The 19,838-nt window shown below is 52.7% G+C and carries 16 protein-coding genes and 2 tRNA genes; 15 read left to right on the forward strand and 3 right to left on the reverse strand.

Annotated features, from left to right (window positions below; genetic code table 11):
• Positions 1-3 precede the first annotated feature (3 nt).
• From thrS to uvrB, 3 genes are all read right to left on the reverse strand, one after another.
• Positions 4-1,929, reverse strand: coding sequence for a threonine--tRNA ligase (gene thrS / locus OEW58_05830; GenBank protein MDH5300867.1), 1,926 nt, complete (start codon positions 1,927-1,929; stop codon positions 4-6).
• A gap of 85 nt (positions 1,930-2,014) precedes the next feature.
• Positions 2,015-2,091, reverse strand: a tRNA-Val gene (locus OEW58_05835).
• Positions 2,092-2,167: 76 nt separating this feature from the next.
• Complete coding sequence (uvrB, locus tag OEW58_05840) at positions 2,168-4,180, reverse strand: excinuclease ABC subunit UvrB (GenBank protein ID MDH5300868.1); 2,013 nt, start codon at positions 4,178-4,180, stop codon at positions 2,168-2,170.
• A 76-nt stretch (positions 4,181-4,256) separates the two neighbouring features.
• Here uvrB and OEW58_05845 point away from each other — a divergent pair, with 76 nt between their 5' ends.
• From OEW58_05845 to OEW58_05915, 15 genes are all read left to right on the forward strand, one after another.
• The gene (locus OEW58_05845; protein ID MDH5300869.1) at positions 4,257-5,444 is read left to right on the forward strand and encodes a pyridoxal phosphate-dependent aminotransferase; all 1,188 of its coding nucleotides are present in this window, start codon (positions 4,257-4,259) and stop codon (positions 5,442-5,444) included.
• Between the two features lie 74 nt (positions 5,445-5,518).
• Positions 5,519-5,594: transfer RNA gene (locus OEW58_05850), tRNA-Asn, on the forward strand.
• Positions 5,595-5,908: 314 nt separating this feature from the next.
• Positions 5,909-6,034 (forward strand): hypothetical protein, encoded by a 126-nt coding sequence (locus OEW58_05855; GenBank protein ID MDH5300870.1) that lies wholly within the window; start codon positions 5,909-5,911, stop codon positions 6,032-6,034.
• A gap of 174 nt (positions 6,035-6,208) precedes the next feature.
• The gene (locus tag OEW58_05860; GenBank protein MDH5300871.1) at positions 6,209-7,876 is read left to right on the forward strand and encodes a cation:proton antiporter; all 1,668 of its coding nucleotides are present in this window, start codon (positions 6,209-6,211) and stop codon (positions 7,874-7,876) included.
• 62 nt (positions 7,877-7,938) lie between these two features.
• Complete coding sequence (locus OEW58_05865) at positions 7,939-10,605, forward strand: cation-transporting P-type ATPase (GenBank protein ID MDH5300872.1); 2,667 nt, start codon at positions 7,939-7,941, stop codon at positions 10,603-10,605.
• A 47-nt stretch (positions 10,606-10,652) separates the two neighbouring features.
• Entirely contained in the window at positions 10,653-11,234 is a 582-nt protein-coding gene (locus OEW58_05870) for a Na+/H+ antiporter subunit E (protein MDH5300873.1), read from the forward strand.
• Complete coding sequence (locus OEW58_05875) at positions 11,221-12,195, forward strand: universal stress protein (GenBank protein MDH5300874.1); 975 nt, start codon at positions 11,221-11,223, stop codon at positions 12,193-12,195. The genes OEW58_05870 and OEW58_05875 overlap by 14 nt, the downstream gene beginning before the upstream one ends.
• A 3-nt stretch (positions 12,196-12,198) precedes the next feature.
• On the forward strand, positions 12,199-12,489 hold the full coding sequence (locus OEW58_05880) for a monovalent cation/H+ antiporter complex subunit F (protein ID MDH5300875.1): 291 nt from the start codon (positions 12,199-12,201) through the stop codon (positions 12,487-12,489).
• Positions 12,490-12,493: 4 nt separating this feature from the next.
• A complete protein-coding gene (gene mnhG, locus OEW58_05885; GenBank protein ID MDH5300876.1) occupies positions 12,494-12,805 on the forward strand; it encodes a monovalent cation/H(+) antiporter subunit G in 312 nt (103 codons plus the stop codon).
• Positions 12,802-13,074 carry a DUF4040 domain-containing protein gene (locus tag OEW58_05890; protein MDH5300877.1) on the forward strand — a complete coding sequence of 91 codons (273 nt, stop codon included), beginning with the start codon at positions 12,802-12,804 and terminating at the stop codon, positions 13,072-13,074. Before mnhG ends, OEW58_05890 begins: the two co-directional genes overlap by 4 nt.
• The gene (locus OEW58_05895; GenBank protein ID MDH5300878.1) at positions 13,067-13,735 is read left to right on the forward strand and encodes a sodium:proton antiporter; all 669 of its coding nucleotides are present in this window, start codon (positions 13,067-13,069) and stop codon (positions 13,733-13,735) included. The genes OEW58_05890 and OEW58_05895 overlap by 8 nt, the downstream gene beginning before the upstream one ends.
• Positions 13,732-14,043, forward strand: a complete 312-nt coding sequence (locus tag OEW58_05900) for an NADH-quinone oxidoreductase subunit K (protein MDH5300879.1) — start codon at positions 13,732-13,734, stop codon at positions 14,041-14,043. Before OEW58_05895 ends, OEW58_05900 begins: the two co-directional genes overlap by 4 nt.
• The gene (locus tag OEW58_05905) at positions 14,033-15,487 is read left to right on the forward strand and encodes a proton-conducting transporter membrane subunit (GenBank protein ID MDH5300880.1); all 1,455 of its coding nucleotides are present in this window, start codon (positions 14,033-14,035) and stop codon (positions 15,485-15,487) included. The genes OEW58_05900 and OEW58_05905 overlap by 11 nt, the downstream gene beginning before the upstream one ends.
• The gene (locus tag OEW58_05910; GenBank protein MDH5300881.1) at positions 15,484-16,974 is read left to right on the forward strand and encodes a proton-conducting transporter membrane subunit; all 1,491 of its coding nucleotides are present in this window, start codon (positions 15,484-15,486) and stop codon (positions 16,972-16,974) included. The genes OEW58_05905 and OEW58_05910 overlap by 4 nt, the downstream gene beginning before the upstream one ends.
• Positions 16,971-18,728 (forward strand): complex I subunit 5 family protein, encoded by a 1,758-nt coding sequence (locus OEW58_05915; protein ID MDH5300882.1) that lies wholly within the window; start codon positions 16,971-16,973, stop codon positions 18,726-18,728. Before OEW58_05910 ends, OEW58_05915 begins: the two co-directional genes overlap by 4 nt.
• Positions 18,729-19,838: the final 1,110 nt, after the last annotated feature.

The raw sequence follows: 19,838 nt of genomic DNA on the forward strand, positions 1-19,838 counted from the left end.
GAGTTATTCCTCCGAAACAATACGACCGCGCGTCGCCACCTGCTCAGTCAACAACTGGGCGAACGCCGAAACCGACATCGAACCCAGCTCTTGGCCGCCCAGGGCCCGCACGGCCACAGACTGGTCAGCAACCTCTCTGTCACCGACCACCAATAAGTACGGCACACGCTGTAATGTGTGCTCGCGGATTTTAAAGCCTATTTTCTCATTTCTCAAGTCGGCTTTAACCCGGAAGCCCTGTTTTTTCAAGGTTTCTTCAACTTCACGGACAAAATCGGCCTGCGCATCGGTGATATTCATGATCACCACCTGCTCTGGCGCCAGCCAGACGGGCATAGCGCCAGCGTAGTTTTCAATCAAAATACCAATAAAACGCTCAAGCGAGCCCAGAATGGCGCGATGCAGCATAACCGGTGTCTTGCGACTACCATCTTCGGCCACATATTCCGCTCCCAGACGACCCGGCATATTGAAGTCCACCTGAATGGTGCCGCACTGCCAGACGCGACCAATGCAGTCTTTCAGCGAAAATTCGATCTTCGGACCATAGAATGCGCCCTCGCCGGGCTGCAGATCCCATGGCAACCCCTTGTTATTCAAGGCAGTTTCCAGCGCATGCTCGGCCTTATCCCAAACATCGTCCGAACCAACACGCACCGCAGGGCGCGTAGACAGCTTGATAATAACTTCGTTAAAACCAAAATCCGCATACACCTTATATAGCAAATCGATAAATTCTGACACCTCGGACTGAATCTGGTCCTCAGTACAGAAAATATGGGCGTCATCCTGGGTAAAGCCACGCACCCGCATCAAACCATGCAGGGTACCGGAGGGCTCGTTACGGTGACAGGAACCAAATTCTGCCATACGCAACGGCAGTTCACGGTAGCTTTTCAGACCCTGATTGAAAATCTGGATGTGGCATGGGCAATTCATGGGCTTGACCGCATAGTCCCGATTTTCGGAATGAGTGGTAAACATCATGTCCTTGAACTTATCCCAGTGACCGGACTTCTCCCACAGGGAACGATCGACCACTTGTGGAGTACGAACTTCCTTATAGCCATGCATACGCAGGGTGTGGCGCACGTACTGCTCCACCTGCTGGTAAATAGACCAGCCCTTGTCATGCCAGAACACCATGCCAGGCGCATCTTCCTGGGAATGAAACAGGCCTAGCTGCTTGCCCAAGCGGCGGTGGTCACGCTTTTCCGCCTCTTCGAGGCGATGCAGATAGGCTTTCAGATCCTTGGCATTGGACCAGGCGGTACCGTAAATGCGCTGCAGCATTTCGTTTTTGGCATTACCACGCCAGTAGGCGCCTGCCACTTTCATCAGCTTGATCGCCTTCAGGCGGCCGGTACTGGGCACGTGAGGACCACGGCACAGATCAATAAAGTCGCCCTGTTCGTACAGGGAAATGGCTTCGCTCTCAGGCAGGTCACGAATGATCTCGGCCTTGTATTTTTCGCCCATATTAAGGAAGAAAGCGATGGCCTCGTCGCGCGGCATCAGCTTGCGCTGGATTGGCGTGTCTGCCTTGACCAGTTCTTCCATGCGTTTTTCGATTTTCGCCAAATCATCTGGCGAGAAGCCGGCGGCATAAGAAAAGTCGTAGTAGAAACCGTTGTCGATCACTGGACCGATGGTGACCTGCGCCTTGGGATACAGTTGCTTTACAGCCTGCGCCAGCAAGTGCGCACTGGAGTGGCGAATGACTTCCAGACCTTCCTCATCACGCTCGGTAATAATTGCCAGCGCAACGTCGGTCTCAATCAGGTGCGAGGTATCCAGCAATTTACCGTCGATTTTGCCAGCCAGGGCGGCCTTGGCCAAACCGGGGCCAATGTTGGCTGCGACATCGTGAATGGTGACGGGGGCATCAAAGGAACGCTTGGAACCGTCGGGAAGGGTAATAACGGGCATGAATAACTCCTTTTCAGTGGCGATCCCTACGATAGACCGCTTGAAACAAATAAGGCACCGCCCACGGGCGATGCCTTTTCGAATATGGTAGGCGCGATCGGACTCGAACCAACGACCCCCACCATGTCAAGGTGGTGCTCTAACCAACTGAGCTACGCGCCTAAAGAGGCCGAAATATTACCATAACATCTGGTTTACACAACCAAATTTTAGAGAATTTGACGCGTTTGCTGGTTTTTTACTCCAGACCAATGCCCAGATTTTTTTCCTGCAACTGCCTAAGCTGGTCACGAATCCGTGCAGCGTCCTCAAACTCCAGATTTTTGGCATGCTCACGCATCTGACTTTCCAGTCGTTTGATTTCTTTTTCCAGCGCCGCGCCGGACAGACGCTCGTACGTTGCCGCTTCTTCAGCCACGCGCGCATATTCGCGCGCACTGCGCTGCGAACCAAAGCCTGCCTCCATCACATCCTTGATGGCTTTTTTCACCCCCACCGGGGTAATGCCATGCTGTTCGTTATACGTCCGCTGCTTGGCGCGACGACGATCGGTTTCATCAATGGCCTTGCGCATGGAATTGGTAATGCGATCGGCATACATGATGACCCGACCATTGACGTTACGCGCTGCGCGACCAATGGTCTGGATCAGTGAGCGCTCAGAGCGTAAAAAGCCCTCTTTGTCCGCGTCCAGTATCGCCACCAGCGACACCTCGGGAATATCCAGACCTTCACGCAACAGGTTGATCCCAACCAGTACATCGAACTCACCCAGCCGCAAATCGCGAATAATTTCCACCCGCTCTACCGTGTCGATGTCCGAGTGCAGGTAACGCACACGCACGCCGTGCTCCATCAGATAATCGGTCAGGTTTTCTGCCATGCGCTTGGTCAAGGTCGTCGCCAGCACACGCTCTCCAACGTCGGTACATTTGTGAATTTCCGACAGTAAATCATCCACCTGGGTTGCCACCGGACGGATTTCGATTTCCGGGTCTACCAGACCGGTGGGGCGCACCACCTGTTCTACCACCGAGCTGGCGTGCTCCTGCTCATACGTCCCCGGCGTGGCTGAAACGAACACCGTCTGCGGCATCAGGTCTTCAAATTCATTAAATCGCAGCGGGCGATTATCCAGCGCCGAAGGCAGGCGGAAACCGTACTCCACCAGCGTTTCCTTGCGCGAACGATCGCCCTTGTACATCGCCCCCACCTGCGGCACGGTCACGTGGCTTTCATCGATGAACAGCAAGCCGTCTTTGGGCAGGTAATCCATCAGTGTTGGCGGCGGCTCACCTGGCCCTCGCCCCGATAAATAACGCGAATAGTTTTCGATGCCGTTGCAGTAACCCAGCTCCTGCATCATTTCGATATCCATGCGCACCCGCTGCTCCAGGCGCTGCACTTCCACCAATTTATTCAGGTCACGCAACTGCGCCAGACGGTCTTTCAGTTCTTCTTTGATGTACTCGATCGCATCCAGAATGGTCTGGCGCGGAGTCACGTAATGGGTGGAGGGATAAATGGTCAAACGCGGTACGCGGCGCAAAATCTCGCCGGTCAGGGGATCAAAATAGGCCAGGGATTCAACTTCATCGTCGAACAGCTCAATGCGCACTGCCTCGCTGTCCGATTCCGCCGGATGAATATCGATCACCTCACCACGAACACGGAACGTGCCGCGAAATAGCTCCACATCGTTGCGTTTGTACTGCAATTCCGCCAAGCGTCGCAAAATGGTGCGCTGATCAATGCGCTCGCCGCGCGACACGTGCAACATCATGCTCAGGTAGGACTGCGGGTCACCCAAGCCGTAAATCGCGGACACCGTCGCCACCACGATGGTATCGCGGCGCTCCAGCAACGCCTTGGTCGCCGAAAGTCGCATTTGCTCAATATGGTCGTTTACCGCCGCATCCTTCTCGATAAAGGTATCAGAAGCCGGCACATAGGCCTCGGGCTGGTAATAGTCGTAATAGGAAACGAAGTATTCGACGGAGTTGAACGGAAAAAAATCCTTCATCTCACCATATAGTTGGGCAGCCAGGGTCTTGTTGGGCGCCAAAATCAACGCCGGACGCTGCAGGTCCTGGATCAAATTGGCAACGGTAAAGGTCTTGCCCGAGCCGGTCACTCCCAGCAGGGTTTGATAGGCCTCGCCATTTTGAAGCCCCTGTTTCAGTTGGGCAATGGCGGTCGGCTGATCTCCGGATGGTTTAAATGGAGACTGGAGGTCGAAAATTTTGCTCATCTGGTTTTTTGCACACAAACAATCGAGTATATTAGCGCATCTGATTTATAGCCAGAACGATTTAACGAGGAATCCCTTGAAACAGACGCTTTCGCATCGTGCCCGACAACTGAAGCCATCACCCACTCTGGCAGTCACTGCCCGAGCTGCCGCCCTGCGCGCAGCAGGCAAAGACATTATTGGCTTGGGCGCCGGTGAACCCGACTTTGACACCCCCGCCCACATCAAGGCGGCAGCGATTGACGCCATCAACAAGGGATTCACCAAGTACACCAATGTTGACGGTACGCCTCAGCTCAAGCAAGCCATCATCACAAAGTTCAAGCGTGACAATGGCTTAACCTATACGCCCAAGCAGATCCTGGTTTCCTGCGGTGGCAAGCACAGCTTTTACAACCTGTGCCAGGCCCTGCTGGACGAAGGCGACGAAGTCATCGTTCCCGCGCCCTACTGGGTGTCTTACCCGCCCATGGTGGAGATGACCGGTGCCAAAGCCGTCATCGTCGACGGCCCGGCCTCGCAGGGCTTCAAGATCACTGCCCAGCAACTGCAAGCCGCGATCACTGACAAAACCCGCATGGTGATCATCAACAGCCCGTCCAATCCGACCGGTGCAGTGTACACCATCAGCGAACTGAAAGCCCTGGGCGAAGTGCTGCGCAAGTATCCCGACATTCTGGTGGTCTCGGATGACATCTACGAAGCCATCGTCTGGAAAGGCGAGCCTTGCCGCAACATCCTGACCGAAACACCCGAACTGTACGATCACACCATCGTCCTCAACGGCGTATCCAAAGCCTACTCCATGACCGGCTGGCGCATCGGCTATGCCGCTGGCCCCGCGTGGATCATCGAAGCGATGACCACCATCCAGTCGCAAAGCACCTCCAACCCCACCTCGATTGCCCAGGTGGCAGCACAGGTGGCACTGGAGCAAAGTCAGGAATGCATTCAGGAAATGCTCACGGCGTTCGAAGCGCGCCATCATCATGTGCATGCACGCCTAAACCAACTGCCCAATGTCACCTGCAACGATGCGCAGGGCGCGTTCTATCTGCTGCCGGATTTCAGCCAGGTGATTGAGCGCCTTGACGGCATCAACAACGACATCGAACTGGGCGAATGGCTGCTGGAACACGCCGGCGTCGCCTTGGTGCCCGGTTCTGCGTTTGGTGCCCCCGGTTTCATGCGCCTGTCGTTCGCTACCTCGCTGACCAATCTGGACAAAGCACTGGACCGAATCGCTGAGGCGCTTAACAAATAATCAAACAAATTAAAAACTTAACAAAGGTGTTGACGTAACGGGAGCGTATCCCTATTATACGCGTCACCAACGATTCCTCGATAGCTCAGTCGGTAGAGCAAATGACTGTTAATCATTGGGTCACTGGTTCGAGTCCAGTTCGAGGAGCCATATTCAAAAAGCCTAGCAGGCAACCCTGCTAGGCTTTTTTATTCGGTGCCACCAAAGTGCTACCACTCGCCAAATGAGTTTTTACTCTGACCCCGAATATCCGGATAACAAGACCCACTAATACCACCGGAATCTTTATTTCCATAACAATCCCCCCGCTATCTCCCCCCTCCGTAGTAAACTCACAGCAGGGATAAAAAAACGAAGAAGATTACTAAGCTAAAATAGGGCAAATCAAATCCCCACCCACTTTGCTCAAAGTTCCTCTGTTTTGAACCTTGAGCATGAAATCACATCATGCCCAAGTGATCAGGATGGCAATAGAAGAACTGATCATCCGCTGGGCCGATGACTACCACTTATTCACCGATGTATTGGTCGATTTCCGTTTGGCCTGCGGTACAGCCTGCATTGATTTGGTTGCAGTTGCCATCGCTTAATGTATGGCCTACCCCCATGACTCTCCACGAATATTCTTTGTGGAAGGGATAATTCCCCAAAAAACGTGGTCAATAGCTGTGCAGTGACGACAATGATTGACCCCAAATAATTTAAAACAACAAGATGGGGCATGTTCCACCCGGTTATTTGCAGTTGATAAATCTGGGGCCGATATGCCAACCTTTGAGAGTGTGTTCTACGAAATAGCCGCGTTACTGGCTGTCGCCTCGGTCGTGGGAGCCATTGGGGTCTGGCTTCGTCAACCGCTTATCGTTTCATTTATTGCCGCCGGCATTCTGGTCGGTCCCAGTGGCTTCGAATGGGTTGGTGCCAGTGACCAGGTTGAGTTGCTGGCAAAAATGGGCATTGCACTGCTGCTGTTTGTGGTGGGGCTGAAGCTGGATTTGCATATCATCCGCACCCTGGGACTGGTCGCATTGGCGACCGGGCTTGGTCAGGTTTTTTTTACCTCTGTCATCGGGTATCTGATCGCCATCGCTCTGGGAATGACGCCCGTAACCGCCCTCTATGTGGCTGTGGCATTAACCTTCTCCAGTACCATCATCATCGTCAAACTGCTCTCGGACAAAAAAGAAATCGATGCGCTGCACGGCCGCATTGCCGTAGGTTTTCTTATTGTCCAGGACATTGTCGTGGTTCTGGTAATGATCGGTCTCGCCGCACTGGGAGTCGGTACTTCGGCAGAGTCTGGCGGGATTGGCGTGGAAATGCTGTACGTCCTGTTCAAAGGCCTCGCTATGCTGGTGGTGGTGGCATTGCTGATGCGTTATGTATTGCCCTGGCTGACCCGTCATCTGGCGCGCTCTGTGGAATTGCTGGTGTTATTCGCCATTGCCTGGGCGGTGTTGTTGGCCTCCATTGGCGATGCCCTGGGTTTCAGCAAGGAAGTCGGTGCCTTTCTGGCGGGTGTTTCGCTCGCTTCAACACCTTTCAGGGAAACCATCGGCGCACGTTTGGTCGGTCTGCGGGATTTTCTGTTGCTGTTCTTTTTCATTGATCTGGGTGCAGGGCTGGAGATAGCAACACTTGGCGACCAGCTTGGCTCGGCAATCATCCTGTCGCTGTTTGTTCTGATCGGCAATCCATTGATCGTCCTGATCATCATGGGCGTCATGGGTTATCGCAAACGCACCTCGTTTCTGGCGGGACTGACCGTTGCCCAAATCAGTGAATTTTCGCTGATCATGATTGCGCTCGGTCTGAGTCTGGGGCATGTTGAGGTTGAGACTGTCGGTCTGGTCACCCTGGTGGGACTGATTACCATCAGCGGTTCAACCTACATGATTCTCTACTCTCATGTGCTCTACGAAAAACTGGCACCATGGCTGAGTATTTTTGAACGCAAACACTCCAACCGCGAAACCGCCTACGACGGTAACTCCCAAGGCGATGAGGACATGATCGTTCTCGGGCTTGGGCGATATGGGCGAGGCGTTAGCCAATTGCTAAAAGAACGTGGCTACCATGTATTAGGAGTAGACTTTGATCCAGAAACCATACGCACACTGCAGAAAGATGGCTATGTTATTCACTATGGCGATGCCGAAGATCCGGAATTTTTGGGTTCGCTTCCGCTGGATCGGGTGAAATGGGTAATCAGTACCGCGCCGGAAATTCAGGTCAACCTCGCCCTGTTGCAGGGCCTGGTCCATCACTCGTTTGCAGGAAAAGTGGCAGTTACCGCGCACAACCATCGTGACGCACTATTGTTAAAACAAGCCGGTGCTGATCTGGTGCTTCGTCCATATGCCGATGCCGCCAAGGAAGGTGTAGATAGACTGCTTTCCCTTCCCTTTGCGAAACAGGAGAGCGACCATTGATAACTGACAAATCAGCAAGCGAAGGTGTTTTTCCCGTCACTGAGCAGACAAACTGGCATGCCATGCCGGTGGAGCAGGTGCTTGCCACGCTGGATACCACAGAGGAAGGACTGGACGAGGCCCAGGCAGACAACCGGCTGAGACAATATGGGCCAAACCGTCTGCCCGAAACCAAGCCACGCAATGCGCTGCTGCGTTTCCTGTCACATTTTCACAATCTGCTGATCTATGTTCTGCTGGCGGCGGCATCGATTACCGCCACGCTGGGACATTGGATCGACACCGGCGTGATTCTTTCTGTGGTGATAGTCAATGCCATCATCGGTTTTATTCAGGAAGGCAAGGCGGAAAACGCACTGGCCGCGATACGCCAACTGTTATCGCCTGGGGCGATGGTCATACGTGGTTCACGGAAAATCCGCATCGATGCTGATCAACTGGTTCCAGGCGACATTGTTATGCTGCAAGCCGGCGACAAGGTTCCCTCCGATCTTCGTTTGCTGAAAACAAAAAGCCTGCAGATCCAGGAAGCGGTACTGACCGGCGAATCCATCGCCGTAGAAAAACAAACACTGCCGCTTGCCGAGGACACGGTGCTAGCCGATCGGATTTGTCTGGCTTACTCCGGCACACTGGTCAGCTATGGCCATGGCATGGGAGTGGTTATCGCCACGGGTGCATCAACCCAGATTGGATATATCAGCATACTGGTTTCCCGGGTTCAGACATTGACCACACCGCTGCTGGTAAAAATGTCCGTGTTTGCACGCTGGCTGACGCTGGTAGTACTGTTACTCGCGACGCTGGTTTTTATTTTCGGCATCAGTCTGCGGGACTACAGCACCGTCGAGATGTTCATGACCGTGGTTGGCCTGGCAGTCGCCGCCATTCCCGAAGGGCTGCCCACCATCCTCAGCATCACACTTGCCATTGGCGTACAACGCATGGCAACACGCAGGGCGATCATCCGCAGCCTGCCAGCAGTTGAAACACTTGGCTCTGTAAGCATCATCTGTACTGATAAAACCGGCACACTGACACGCAATGAGATGACCGTGTGCAGTGTGATTTGTGACGGCAATGTCTACGCAGTCAGTGGTGCGGGATATGAACCTCATGGAAGTTTTTCCAGCGCTGGCAACAGTATTGACGTTGATGAAAACGAGATACTGATACAAACCTTGCGTGCCGGCAGTCTGTGCAACGATACTGCCCTGGCACATGAAAACAATCACTGGCAGGTGCACGGCAATCCCACGGAAGGCGCATTACTGATTGCCTGCCTCAAGGCCGGCATACAGCCTGAAACAGAAATCCGTCAATATCCCCGAACTGATTTGATTCCCTTTGATTCCGAACACAAATTCATGGCCACGCTGCATCATGATCATGAAGGCAACGGATTTGTCTATCTCAAAGGCGCACCAGAGCGGGTGCTAAACATGTGTAGCCGCCAACGCACAAAGTCGGGAGATGTTCCACTTGATCAACACTTCTGGCTGGGTCAGATTGAACAATTGGCCCATCAAGGTCAACGCGTACTGGCAATAGCGTGCAAGACTGCTGATCCCTTGATGCGTAATCTCGATTTTCAGCACGTCGAAAACGGCCTTGTTCTGCTGGGACTGTTTGGGCTGAATGATCCTCCAAGAGAAGAAGCCATTAGTGCAGTACAGCAGTGTCAGGCCGCTGGTATTCGTATCAAAATGATTACCGGAGATCACGCAACAACGGCACGCTCGATTGCTGCCCAGCTTAATCTGACAAACACCAGCGAAGCGATTACCGGCCATGATATTGACCATATGGACGAAAGCACGCTGCTGGAAAAAGTAAAACACGTCGACGTATATGCCCGCGTCAGCCCGGAGCACAAACTGCGACTGGTGACGCTGCTGCAAAGCCAGGGAGAAATCGTCGCCATGACCGGCGATGGCGTCAACGATGCGCCTGCGCTGAAACGCGCAGATGTTGGTATTGCCATGGGAAAAAAAGGCACCGAGGCCGCCAAAGAGGCGTCCGAAATGGTGATAACCGATGACAACTTTGCATCCATTGCACGCGCGGTCGAAGAAGGACGTACGGTTTACGACAATCTCAAAAAAGCCATCGTGTTTTTGCTGCCGGTAAACGGCGGTGAATCGTTGAGCATTATCGCCGCCATACTGCTTGGTTTCACTCTGCCCATCACACCTCTGCAACTTTTGTGGGTCAATATGGTGAGTTCGGTAGCTCTCGCCATGGCCCTGGCGTTTGAGCCCGGTGAAGCGAACATCATGCGCCGCCCTCCCCGTCCGGTGAATGAGGCTCTGCTTTCTGGATTCCTTCTGTGGCGTGTTGCGCTGGTTTCCATACTTTTTGCGGCTGGTGTTTTCGGCATATTCAGTTGGTCCCAATATCATGGCGCAACACTGGAAGAATCTCGCACCTATGCAGTTAATGCATTGGTGGTAATGGAGGTGTTCTACCTTTTCAGCGTGCGCTACATATACTCACCATCGCTGACCATCAAGGGATTGTTTGGCACTCGCGCTGTCATAGCCGCCGTCATCATCGTTGTGGTGATGCAACTGATTTTCACCTACGCACCGTTCATGGAAAAACTGTTTGATACCCGCCCTATAGATTTTTCTCACGGCTTTGAAATTATACTTCTTGGAGTGCTCTTTTTCGGAATTCTGGAGATAGAGAAATGGATTAGACGACGCAACTGGTCCAAAAATCCATAACAGACATTGGAAGACAGAGATTCTCAGAAGAGAAACAGAGGACAGCCATGGAAAAACCAACGCCTGATTCATCAATCTCACCCGAGCGACATTCTATAAAATCAGATCGCCCGCCACATTTGCTATCCAGCTTTATGTTTAGATTTTCGTTGCTGTTGATTATCTGGTTGACTATCAGCGGCAGTATTCATTCTCTATGGTTCGGCCTCCCGCTGGCCGTGATTTCCAGCTATCTCAGCATACGCTTTAGTCCATCCACTTACCGTCTTCGACTTATTCCTTCCATTCTTTTCATTCCTTTTTTTCTGCGCGAATCGATACGCGGAGGATTCGACGTTGCACGTCGTGCATTTTCAATAAAGCCCGTGGTCAATCCGGCATTTACAGACTATCCATTGTCCTTGCCCGAGGGCGCACCACGGATTCTGTTTGCCAACATCATCAGCCTGCTACCAGGGACTCTGGGCACTGGCTTCCAGGGAAACAGCCTGCGGATTCATGTTCTCGACAGTTCAACCAACATTACTTCTGAGCTGAAGTCTCTGGAAACACGGATTGCCGCAATTTACGCAATTGATTTCGTCATGCAACAAAACCCAAATCAGGAAAATGCCCATGAAACATTTTAAAAACATCCTGTTCGTCACAGAACCTGAAGTCGACAATGGCCTGGCACTGGAGCGTACAATCGACCTCGCCAGGGACAATCAGGCAAAGCTGACAGTGATCGATGTTATCGACAACTCTCCCAGTGGACTCAGTGCCATTCCCCACGGATTTACCGCGCAGACACTGCAGCAGGCATTCGCTGAAGAACGGAAGGAACAGCTGGATAAATTACTGGAGTTTGCAAGCAAAAAACTGAACATCAACACCGTCATCACCTCCGGCATACCTTACCTTGAAGTAGTCAACCGGGTTTTGGAGGGAGATTATGACCTGGTCATCAAACCCGCATACATCAGTGACGGCCTGAACACACGCCTGTTCGGTGGAACAGATTTTCACCTGCTAAGAAAATGCCCCATTCCGGTTTGGTTGATGAAAACTGAAAAGGATACAAAGATCAAAAAAATTCTCGCGGCCATTGATATTGGCCATGAAGGCGAAAACGAATCCGGCAATGCTCTTGGCCTGCAAATCATGGAGCTTGCCAGTTCACAGGCGCTGGCTGAATTCGCTGAATTGCATATTGTACATGCATGGGAAGTATTCGGAGAAAACATGCTGCGCCACGGACGCGGAAGCATATCGCCGGAAGAAGTAAATAGATACGTGGATGAAGAGGAAAAACGTCACCACCAATGGGTAGAAAAAGTTTACCATACCTCGATCAGAAATCTGGGTGAAGATGCATTGACTTACCTTAAACCAAAAATCCACTTGCCCAAGGGGGTACCCAAAAAAGTTATTCCCAAACTGGTGAAGGAGATGGATATTGATCTGGTCGTCATGGGAACGGTGGCACGCACCGGCATTCCCGGATTTTTCATGGGCAACACGGCAGAGAGTATTCTTCAGAGCATCAACTGTTCGGTACTGGCAGTAAAGCCTGACGGATTTGTCAGCCCGGTAACCAAAAGCCGCTAACGCATGACTTTCTTTTACCTGATCTGTGCCTGCATTCTGCTAGTGACACTGGTTGCCGGCTTGTGGCGGGTACAAGCCGGCCCCAGCCCGGCAGATCGCATGATGGCAGCGCAACTGTTTGGCACCACCGCCGTTGCTATCCTGCTGCTGCTCGCACAGGCATTGAGTCAGCCGGTATTGCGAAATATCGCACTGGTTTTTGCGTTACTGGCCGCAGTCACAGTAATCGCATTTGTCCGTCGCTCCCTGGTACATCTGCACGCTGGCTCCCAGCCAGAAAACGACGAGGGATGACAACATGATTGTCGATATAGCAAGTATGTTGTTAATCGTCACCGGCATGTTTTTTTTCGTCGCCGGCACCTTGGGGCTGCTGCGTTTTCCCGATGTCTACACACGTTTGCATGCATTAACCAAGGCTGACAATGTCGGCCTTGGTTTTGTTGTATGCGGTCTTTGTTTACAAACGAATTCGCTATCAACTGTGGGCTTGTTGATATTTATCTGGCTGCTGGTCATGCTGTCAGGGGCCAGCGCCAGCCAGCTGGTGGCACAAGCCGCATCACATTCCCCTGACAGTGATTCGCCAGGCGACAAGGTAAAAAAATGACCAGCAATTCCTTGCTGTTTTTTTTCGATGCGCTTCTGGTAGTGACACTGCTCTGGCTGGCGTGGCAGAGCATGTCCTCTCGCGATCTGTTCAGAGGCATTGTTTCTTTCATTGCCTTTGGTCTGTTGCTGGCACTGATCTGGGTACGACTGGATGCGCCTGATGTGGCACTGGCCGAGGCCGCCATCGGAGCAGGGCTCAGCGGCGCACTGCTGCTGACTGCACTGTCCCGACTGGAGAGCAGCGCAAAGGAAAAAAAGGATGAATAGAATTTCTTCCGTTGTTCTGTTGTTGCTGCTTGCATCACTGGCGCTGATACTTGGCCTCGCCGTCATTTCACTTGCACAACCGTCCTCCGGCATCGGGCAGCTGGTCAACATGCAAATGAGCAACAGTGGCGTTGATCATCCGGTAACTGCGGTACTGCTGAATTTTCGCGGATATGACACCTTGCTGGAAATGGCGGTGCTGTTATTGGCTGTCATCGCGGTGTGGTCGCTGGGTTCACGTTCTTCACCACAGCAAACTCCGAGCAATCATTCCAATCCAATACTGCTGGCACTGTTTCGCATGCTGACACCGCTGATGATTGTTGTTGCCGGATATCTGCTATGGGTTGGTGCCCACGCGCCCGGAGGCGCATTTCAAGCCGGGTCGATACTGGCCGCCGCTGGCGTATTGGCCCTGCTCTACGACCAACGCCTGGCTGGTCGGTTGAGCAGTTGGTCGTTGCGTTTTTCCCTGATCCTGGGCTGCGCCATGTTTGTCGCGGTTGCGACGGGTGTGATGCTTGGTGGTGCGCATCTATTGCAGTATCCCCTGCCCTGGGCCGGTTCATTGATTCTGCTGATCGAACTGGCGGCAACGATTTCCATCGGTCTGACACTGACCGCGCTGTTTTACGGCACCAGCACGGGAGAACGGCCATGAGTCAGGAAATACTCTATGCCCTTGCCGGTGTCGGACTGTTTGTACTGGGCCTGCATGGATTAATCGTGTACGCGCATTTGCTAAGAAAAATACTCGCGCTGAATATCATGGGCAGCGGTGTATTTCTTGTTTTGATCGCGCTTGGCCGCCGGTCGGCAGTCGCCGATCCTGTCCCTGATGCCATGGTAATCACCGGCATTGTGGTCACGGTTTCTGCCACAGCGCTGGCGCTGGTGTTGTTGCTTCGCCTGAAAGAGATGACCGGACACACCGACCTGGAACAGAACGACCGCCACCATGAACAATGAGTTCATCCTGTCTCACTGGATTGTCTGGATTATTCTAATCCCACTGATCGGTGCCATGTTGTGTTTCATGGCACCAAGGCGAGCAGGCATGTTGGGTTTGTCCGCCGCCATCGCGACCGCCATCGCCTCAGTTGCCCTGTATCTGCAGCTGCTGGACAACGGTCCACTGCGTTACGCCGTCGGAGGATGGGGCGCGCCACTGGGCATTGAGCTTTACGCCGATGGCTTGAGTGTATTGATGCTGCTGATGAGTGCGCTGGTGGGACTGGGCGTCAGTCTGTACGCCCTGAGGTATTTCAAACACGATGCCCAACCCGCCGGTTTCTGGCCGTTGTGGTTGATGATGTGGACTGGCCTGAATGCACTGTTTCTGGCGTCGGACATTTTCAATCTCTACGTCACGCTGGAATTGATCGGACTGTCAGCGGTTGCATTGGTTGCACTGGCCGGTAATCGTCATGCCCTGAGTGGCGCCATGCGTTATTTGCTGGTCAGCCTGCTGGCTTCCTTATGTTATCTGCTGGGCGTGGTTTTGCTCTATCACGCCTTTGGCACCGTGGATATTCAGCTACTCGGCATGGCGATGAAAGCCAGTCCTGCCAGCTATGCCGCACTGGGATTGATGGTTGGCGGTTTGCTGCTGAAAAGTGCCCTGTTCCCGTTTCATTTCTGGCTGCCTCCCGCCCACGCCAGCGCACCAACACCGGTCAGCGCGCTGCTTTCCGCGCTGGTGGTAAAGGCGTCTTTTTATCTGTTGCTGCGCTTGTGGTTTGATGTTTTTCCCGCAGCCAATGTGGATTTTGGCTGGCTGCTGGGCACGCTGGGTGCGCTGGCCATCCTCTGGGGCTCCGTTCAGGCACTACGCCAGAGCAGACTGAAAATGCTGATTGCCTACTCCACGGTCGCCCAGCTGGGTTACTTGTTTATTCCGTTTGCCTTGCTCAGTCCGCAGGCATGGCAAGGTGGAATTTATTTTGTACTGTCACATGCACTGGCCAAGGCGGCGATGTTCATGGCCGCTGGCAATATTCTCAAATTTAGCGGTCACGATCGCATTACCGATCTTGATCGTATCGCACAACGTCTGCCCATCACCATGACCGCATTTTGCCTCGCCGGTGTCAGCCTGATGGGATTGCCGCCCAGTGGCGGTTTTATCGCGAAGTGGTTGATGCTCGATGCGGCACTCACGCATCAACAATGGATGTGGGCGCTGGTCATGATCGTCGGTGGACTGCTGGCCGCTGCCTATGTTTTCAAAGTGGTCGGCTACGCCTTCACCAAAGCGGATGTTCAGGATAACAAACCCGCGGAATCCATTCCGGCGTTGATGGAGTGGGCACCTCTGGCACTGGCCGTAACCGCTATTCTGCTAGGCTTGAATGCAAACTATCCCATGGCACTGCTGTCCATTGGCAATCCGCTTGCGGGAGTCTCGCCATGAGCACCTTGCTGCCCCTGTTGCTGCTCGCCAGTTCGCTGATTCCGGGTTTGATTATTTTTTTCCTCAACGAAGAACAGGTACGCCTGCGCATTACGCTGAATATGGCAGGCGCGATAATCAAACTCGCACTGGTGCTGCTGATGGTGTGGGGCGTTTATCACGGCCAGAGTTATGAAGCCCGTCTGCCGCTGCTGCCGGGGCTGGAGCTGGCATTACATGCCGATGCACTGGCACTGCTGTTTGTGGTGCTGTCCTCGGTGTTGTGGCTGGTGACAACGGTGTATGCCATCGGTTATCTGGAAGACTCGCCCAACCGCAGCCGATTTTTCGGTTTTTTCAGTCTGTGCGTAACGGCCACCGTCGGTGTTGCCCTGTCGGACAATCTCATTACCTTCCTGCTGTTCTACGAACTGCTGACCCTGAGCACCTATCCGCTGATCATTCATCGTGGCACCGAAGTAGCGCGCAAGGCTGCCAAGGTCTATCTGTTTTACACCTTGGTCGGTGGCGCATTGTTGCTGCTGGCCACGGTCTGGCTCTACACCGTTGCCGGCACGCTGAGTTTTACGCCAAAAGGGTTTCTTGCAGGAATAGACCCGCAGCATCACAATGTGCTGGTGGCTATTTTTGTATTGCTGATCGCCGGTTTTGGCGTCAAGGCAGCGATTATTCCCCTGCATGGCTGGCTGCCCAAGGCGATGGTGGCAGCGGCACCGGTCAGTGCCCTGCTGCATGCGGTGGCCGTCGTCAAAGCCGGTGCCTTTGGCATTGTGAGAGTCATTCATGAAGTCTATGGCGTAGCGTTTGCCAGCAGCCTGGGGCTGTTAATGCCACTGGCGCTGCTCGCTGCAGCCACCATCATCTACGGCTCCATTCGTGCCTTGTATCAAGACGACCTGAAACGTCGTCTGGCCTATTCCACGATCAGCCAGGTTTCCTACATCATACTGGGCAGCGCTATCGCCGGACCGGTTGCAGCCATTGGTGGCATCGTTCATCTGGTACATCAGGGGCTGATGAAAATCACCTTGTTCTTTTGCGCGGGCAATCTTGCCGAAACGCTGGGCATTCACAAAATCAGCGAAATGAATGGCGTAGGCCGACGCATGCCGTGGACCATGGCGGCGTTTACCCTGGCAGCGCTGGGCATGATAGGTGTGCCGCCGCTGGCCGGTTTTATCAGCAAATGGTATCTGGGTGTGGGCGCGCTGGAAGCGGATCAGGGCTGGGTTATCTGGATATTGATGGGCTCCAGTGTGCTTAACGCTGCGTATTTTCTTCCCATCCTTCATGCGGCATGGTTTAAACCACCTTCACCCGTCTGGCCGGCCGAGCGACATTTTGGCAACAAAGAAACCGCCTGGGCGTTACTGCTGCCGCCGCTGATCACTGCTTTGTTTTCACTGGCCACGGGGTTGTTTGCCAATACTGAATTCAGTCCCTTGCAGTGGGCCATATTCATCTCCGCGCTGGAGTTCAAGCCATGATCATCTCCGGATACTGGCTGACATTGCTGCCATTGATTCCACTGGTGAGCGCATGTTCATTGTTGATGTTTGCCGCCAGCAAAAAAGTACGCATGTTTCTGGCCGTGTGCAGCACAATGCCGGCACTGGTTATCGCCTTGCTGCCGGCAGAATATACCAGCGTCCAGGTGTCCGGCTTGCTGCTGGGAACACACTTTGCGCTGAATGACAGTGATGGTCTTTTTTTGCTGCTGACTGCATTTGTCTGGCTAATCGCGACGCTGTACTCCAGGCAATATTTTTCATCATCACAACGATGCGGCTTTACTGTTCTTTTCCTGTTCACCATGGCAGGGAATATGGGAGCAATAGTTGCCGATGACATTCTCGCCTTCTATTTCTTTTTTGCCTTGATGAGTTTTTCCGCGTACGGACTGCTGATCCACAACCGTACACCACAAGCGATGAGAGCTGGCCGCATCTATATGATCTTTGTGCTGTTGGGTGAAGTCATGTTACTCAGCGCACTGATGCTCGCCGCCAGTTCGACACAAACCAGCGATTTTGATTCCTTCCGCAATGCGCTGCTCATCTCCCAGCATCGCGATCTGATCATACTGTTGCTTGTCATGGGACTGGGTATCAAAACCGGTCTGCCCGGCCTGCATTTCACACTGCCACTGACTTATGGCACCGCGCCGCTGCCGGTGACGTTAGTGCTGGCCGGCGCCATGGTTAATGTCGGCCTGCTGGGCTGGCTGCAACTGTTGCCACTGGGGCAGATTGCTCTTGCCGGTTGGAGCACAATAATGATGTCACTGGGCATCTGCGCCATGTTTTTTGGCGTGGTGTTTGGTTTAATGCAGCGCGAAAACAAAACCCTGCTGGCCTACTCCAGTATCAGCCAGATGGGCATCGCAACCTTGGCCATTGGGTTTGCACTGGCTGCACCACAGACCTGGCCGGGCGTACTCATGGCAATCAGCATCTTCGTGGTTCATCATGGTCTGGCCAAGACCGCGTTATTTGCTGGACTGGAAACCGTACAGCAACAGCGTAATAAGACCTACTGGAAATATTTATTCGCGCTTGGCCTGTTGTTGCCCGCACTGACGCTGGCGGGTGCGCCCATGAGCAGTGGCATGCTGGCCAAGTTGATGCTGAAAAATGAAATGTACCCGCCCGTTGTATTTGGGGGATGGACGCTGAATGACATTCTCACTGCCAGCAGCATTGCGACAACATTGTTGATGGCAAGATTTGTTTACCTGGCCTGGCCACTTTTTTCAGATTCAGGCAATCCAGAAAGACAGGTTACTGAAAACAGATTTTATTGGCCGTGGGCCGCGCTGCTAATCGCGTCACTGACAACCGTCTGGTTTATTCCACAGACAGCAAATATAGATGTATTTTCCCTGTCACTGTGGTGGCAATCGGCATGGCCAATATTGTGCGGAGTAGGCGTGGCGTACATCGCGGTAAATAGTGCTCGAACATGGAAGTTCAGGATTCCGCAAATCCCCTCGGGAGATGCACTGATACTAATTGAGCTGACAGTTCAGTATTTAGGTAAAATTCAACGATCTTCAGTTATGAATAAATTATGCACGTCACTGGATAGCAACCCAGTTCAGAAGATTCACAGACGGATTGTTAATGCCCTTCAAGCACTCGACCTTATCGAAAACAAAATAGCAAACTGGGCAATCCCCGCCACGCTATTGGTGCTATTCATTGTTCTCCTGATTGGCGTAGCTTACGCCGGGGAACTCTAGAAATGAATGCTCCTGATTTAGGGGGGAGTTACACAACCACCTAATTAGGCAGGGCCTGATCCTCCCCCGATACAATGGACACACCCGCTGTCAAGCATACCGCTCCTCATATTCCACTTACAATACTTGTGAATATAGTATCCACCCGGCATAAAGGCCTAACCCAAAAATGCTGTGCATAGACAAATTAAGAATTCTTACAACATTTGGTTTCGGTGCTAAACGAGCGAAACACCCTAACCCCAGCCCAGGTTGAAGAACGAACCATGGCACTAATACAGTCACCAAACCGAATCCTATTGCTGACATAGCACTAGGATTGCCTTGAACGATAAGCATATACGCAAACCCGTAGCTTATACCAATAGCGTAATGAAGAACCCACCCAATAGTTAATTCATGCTTGATTCTGGTACTACGTGAAATAGGACTGTGTATAAACTTACCTTTTGGCAAGTGGCCAAACCATCGCCCGACCATTCCCCAATTAGTAGTGGGAAGTTTGAAGCCCCTACTCAATATCTCTGCCCATATGTCTATCGCGGCAGTTCCAACTACACCAATTACTATCGATATTAATACTAGCTCCATAAATTCCTACTTCACTATATTGTAAGGGGATAACGCCTAGCATCATCCTACCATTGCAGCGGTGAGAAGCTTGCGCTATGCAAGCGCAAACGAACGCCGCGGAAATGGGATTACCCACCTGTAGAGTATGAAAATCGTTACCAAGAACGGCTGGTAAGTGTCTGAAGAACTGGTGGCGACTTCATGACTGGCCGTCGAAAGATACTTCGACGGCCTTTGTTTGAGGGTGGTTAGTACATTCCGGGAATTAAGCTAGCTATTTCCTTCTTATACTTTGTATAGGTCTCACCAAAGCTTCTGGTCAGATCCCGTTCTTCAAAATAGACACCAACTGCGATATAGATAGTGAGTAGGGTCGATAGCACTAAATGCGCTACTGTCATCACCGGTATTGTAGTGGTCAACTAATTCCGGACAGTCGTTTAAGTTTTTCTTCTTTCGCCGCAGGCGAAAGGCCATCATTAGCCGCATGAGGACGCCGCTGGTTATAGTGCGCCATCAGGTACCAACCAATATCCA

The sequence above is a fragment of the Gammaproteobacteria bacterium genome (assembly GCA_029884425.1).
In the GTDB taxonomy this organism is placed as follows: Bacteria; Pseudomonadota; Gammaproteobacteria; order S012-40; family S012-40; genus JAOUHV01.